This window comes from Haemophilus sp. SZY H53 (genome assembly GCF_054332375.1).
In genome coordinates this window covers 1-2,982 of record NZ_JBTGNV010000022.1, presented here as the reverse complement: position 1 = coordinate 2,982, position 2,982 = coordinate 1, and the positions used below count along the sequence as shown (strand labels likewise).

4 protein-coding genes and 1 pseudogene are annotated in these 2,982 nt (G+C 38.1%); 4 read left to right on the top strand and 1 reads right to left on the bottom strand.

What is annotated here, in order from left to right; genetic code table 11:
- The 4 genes and pseudogenes from ACXVWB_RS11160 to mnmA form a co-directional block, all read left to right on the top strand.
- Positions 1 to 159: pseudogene (locus tag ACXVWB_RS11160) on the top strand (NADH:ubiquinone reductase (Na(+)-transporting) subunit F); the annotation flags it as partial.
- Positions 160 to 303: 144 nt separating this feature from the next.
- Positions 304 to 1,344: an FAD:protein FMN transferase gene (locus tag ACXVWB_RS11155; protein WP_005695379.1), complete on the top strand. Its 1,041-nt coding sequence runs from the start codon at positions 304 to 306 to the stop codon at positions 1,342 to 1,344.
- Positions 1,345 to 1,346: 2 nt separating this feature from the next.
- Positions 1,347 to 1,607 (top strand): (Na+)-NQR maturation NqrM, encoded by a 261-nt coding sequence (gene nqrM / locus ACXVWB_RS11150; protein ID WP_005695380.1) that lies wholly within the window; start codon positions 1,347 to 1,349, stop codon positions 1,605 to 1,607.
- Positions 1,608 to 1,707: 100 nt separating this feature from the next.
- Positions 1,708 to 2,862 (top strand): tRNA 2-thiouridine(34) synthase MnmA, encoded by a 1,155-nt coding sequence (gene mnmA, locus ACXVWB_RS11145; protein ID WP_005695381.1) that lies wholly within the window; start codon positions 1,708 to 1,710, stop codon positions 2,860 to 2,862.
- A 45-nt stretch (positions 2,863 to 2,907) separates the two neighbouring features.
- Here mnmA and ACXVWB_RS11140 read toward each other — a convergent pair.
- Positions 2,908 to 2,982: 50S ribosomal protein L19 (locus ACXVWB_RS11140; protein ID WP_288293967.1), on the bottom strand; the 75-nt coding region annotated here is incomplete at its 5' end.

Below are 2,982 nucleotides of genomic sequence, written 5' to 3'. Positions count from 1 at the left end.
AACGTACTTTATGAAAACTACTTGAAAAATCATGAAGCACCAGAAGATTGTGAATACTACATGTGTGGACCTCCGGTAATGAACGCGGCGGTCATCAAAATGTTGAAAGACCTCGGTGTTGAAGATGAAAACATCTTATTAGATGACTTCGGTGGTTGATTTTAGTTAATCAAAACATCATGAATACTGACCGCACTTTGTGATGAAGTGCGGTCAAAATTTAAGGTGTTTTTAGAAAATTTTCTATGATTACAGGTAAATTTTGTTTAGTTTGCTAGTAGTTCACAGATTTAGGAAATCCAGATGAAAAAATTAATAAGCGGTATCGTGGCGGTGGCAATGGCATTAAGTCTTGCAGCCTGTGAAAAAGAAACAAAAGTTATCTCATTAAGTGGTAAAACAATGGGAACAACTTATCATGTTAAATACCTTGATGAAGGCTCAATGAAAGCAACATCTGAAAAGACGCATGAAGAAATTGAAGCTATCTTAAAAGATGTGAACGCGAAAATGTCCACTTACAAAAAAGATTCGGAATTGAGTCGTTTCAATCAAAATACCCAAGTGAATACACCGATTGAGATTTCAGCAGATTTTGCCAAAGTATTGGCCGAAGCGATTCGTTTAAATAAAGTGACTGAAGGTGCATTGGATGTAACTGTTGGCCCTGTCGTTAATTTATGGGGATTTGGCCCGGAAAAACGTCCAGAAAAACAACCTACACCAGAACAATTAGCTGAACGCCAAGCTTGGGTTGGTATTGATAAAATTGCCCTCGATATGAGTGCTGCCAAACCGACATTAAGCAAAGCACTTCCTCAAGTTTATGTCGATTTGTCCTCGATTGCTAAAGGCTTTGGCGTTGATCTGGTCGCTGAAAAGTTAGAACAATTAAATGCTCAGAATTACATGGTTGAAATCGGCGGAGAAATTCGTGCGAAAGGAAAAAATATTGAAGGCAAACCTTGGCAGATCGCAATTGAAAAACCAACTACAACAGGTGAAAGAGCGGTTGAAGCTGTCATTGGATTAGACAATATGGGAATGGCAAGTTCTGGCGATTATCGAATTTACTTTGAAGAAAATGGTAAACGCTTTGCTCATGAAATTGATCCGAAAACAGGTTATCCAATTCAGCATCATTTAGCCTCAATTACGGTACTTGCACCAACTTCAATGACTGCAGATGGCTTATCAACAGGGTTATTTGTGCTTGGTGAAGACAAGGCGTTAGAAGTGGCTGAGAAAAATAATCTTGCCGTTTATTTAATCATTAAAACAGATAATGGTTTTGTGACAAAATCATCCTCTGCTTTCAAAAAATTAACAGAAACAAAAGAATAGTTATGCAAACTTTATTTTTTACTTTAATCGCTTTCGTCGCAATTATATTGTTGATGTCTATCGGATTTATTATCAAAAAACAAAGTTTAAAAGGCAGCTGCGGTGGTTTATCTACCCTTGGTATTGCCAAAGCTTGTGATTGTGATAAACCTTGCGACACGCTTCAATCAAAATTAGATGCGGGCGATAAACAAGCAAAAGCCGAATATGAGCAAAAATTTGCGAAAAAAGATGGTGATTCGCAATTTTATGAAGTGAAATAACTTGCATCAAAAATGACCGCACTTTATGTGCAAAATTATTTTGCCGTTTTCTCATTCAATGACCAATGTGCTTCGTCTTAACCGAAGTTACGGGAGAACTATGTTAATTTCAAATACTTATAATCAATACTTTCCTCAATTGACGCAAGAACAGCTTGCGAGAAATGCGACAAAAAAAGTCATTTGTGGTATGTCTGGCGGAGTGGATTCTTCTGTGTCAGCTTTTATTCTTCAACAGCAAGGCTATCAGGTGGAAGGCCTGTTTATGAAAAACTGGGAAGAAGATGATGATACGGATTACTGCACTGCAGCAGCTGATCTTGCAGATGCTCAGGCTGTATGTGATAAGTTGGGGATTAAACTACATAAAATTAATTTTGCTGCAGAATATTGGGATAATGTATTTGAGCATTTTTTAACTGAATATAAAGCAGGGCGCACGCCGAACCCAGATATTTTGTGTAATAAAGAAATTAAATTTAAAGCATTTTTAGAATATGCAGCTGAAGATCTTGGTGCTCATTACATTGCAACAGGGCATTATGTACGTAGGGCTGGTGATGATGAAAATGCAAAATTATTACGTGGTTTAGATGCTAATAAAGATCAAAGTTATTTTCTTTATACCTTAAGCCATAAACAAGTGGGACAAAGTTTATTCCCCGTTGGTGAAATTGAGAAGCCCATTGTTCGCGCTATTGCTGAAGAGCTTGGCTTAATTACGGCGAAGAAAAAAGACTCTACCGGTATTTGTTTTATTGGTGAGCGTAAATTTAAGGATTTCTTAGCTCGTTACTTACCGGCTCAACCTGGTGATATTCGTACTGTTGATGGTGAAATTATTGGTCGCCATGATGGTTTGATGTATCACACGTTGGGACAGCGTAAAGGGTTAGGCATTGGTGGTTTAAAAAATGCGGGTGATGAGGCTTGGTATGTGGTAGATAAGGATGTTGAAAATAATGAGCTTATTGTCGCTCAGGGGCATGACCATCCTCGTTTATTTTCAAAAGGTTTGATTGCTAGCCAATTACATTGGGTTGATCGCGAGCCAATTCGTGAATTAGTACGTTGCACGGTTAAAACACGTTATCGCCAACAAGATATTCCTTGTGTGATTGAACCGATTGATGATGAAACTATTCGAGTGATTTTCGATGAACCTCAATCAGCCGTCACACCAGGACAATCTGCCGTATTTTACCTTGGTGAAATTTGTTTGGGCGGTGGGATTATCGAAGAACGGATTAAATAACCTAACAAAAAAGGCTTGGGATCCCAAGCCTTTTTCTTTGCGAAATTATTCGCCCAAACGCTCTTTAATACGAGCAGATTTACCTGAACGTTCACGTAAGTAGTAAAGTTTAGCTTTACG

Bases quoted from the DNA above. Each gene is read 5' to 3' on its own strand.
- mnmA (WP_005695381.1), top strand. From the start codon at position 1,708: ATGTTAATTTCAAATACTTATAATCAATACTTTCCTCAATTGACGCAA.
- ACXVWB_RS11155 (WP_005695379.1), top strand. From the start codon at position 304: ATGAAAAAATTAATAAGCGGTATCGTGGCGGTGGCAATGGCATTAAGT.
- nqrM (WP_005695380.1), top strand. From the start codon at position 1,347: ATGCAAACTTTATTTTTTACTTTAATCGCTTTCGTCGCAATTATATTG.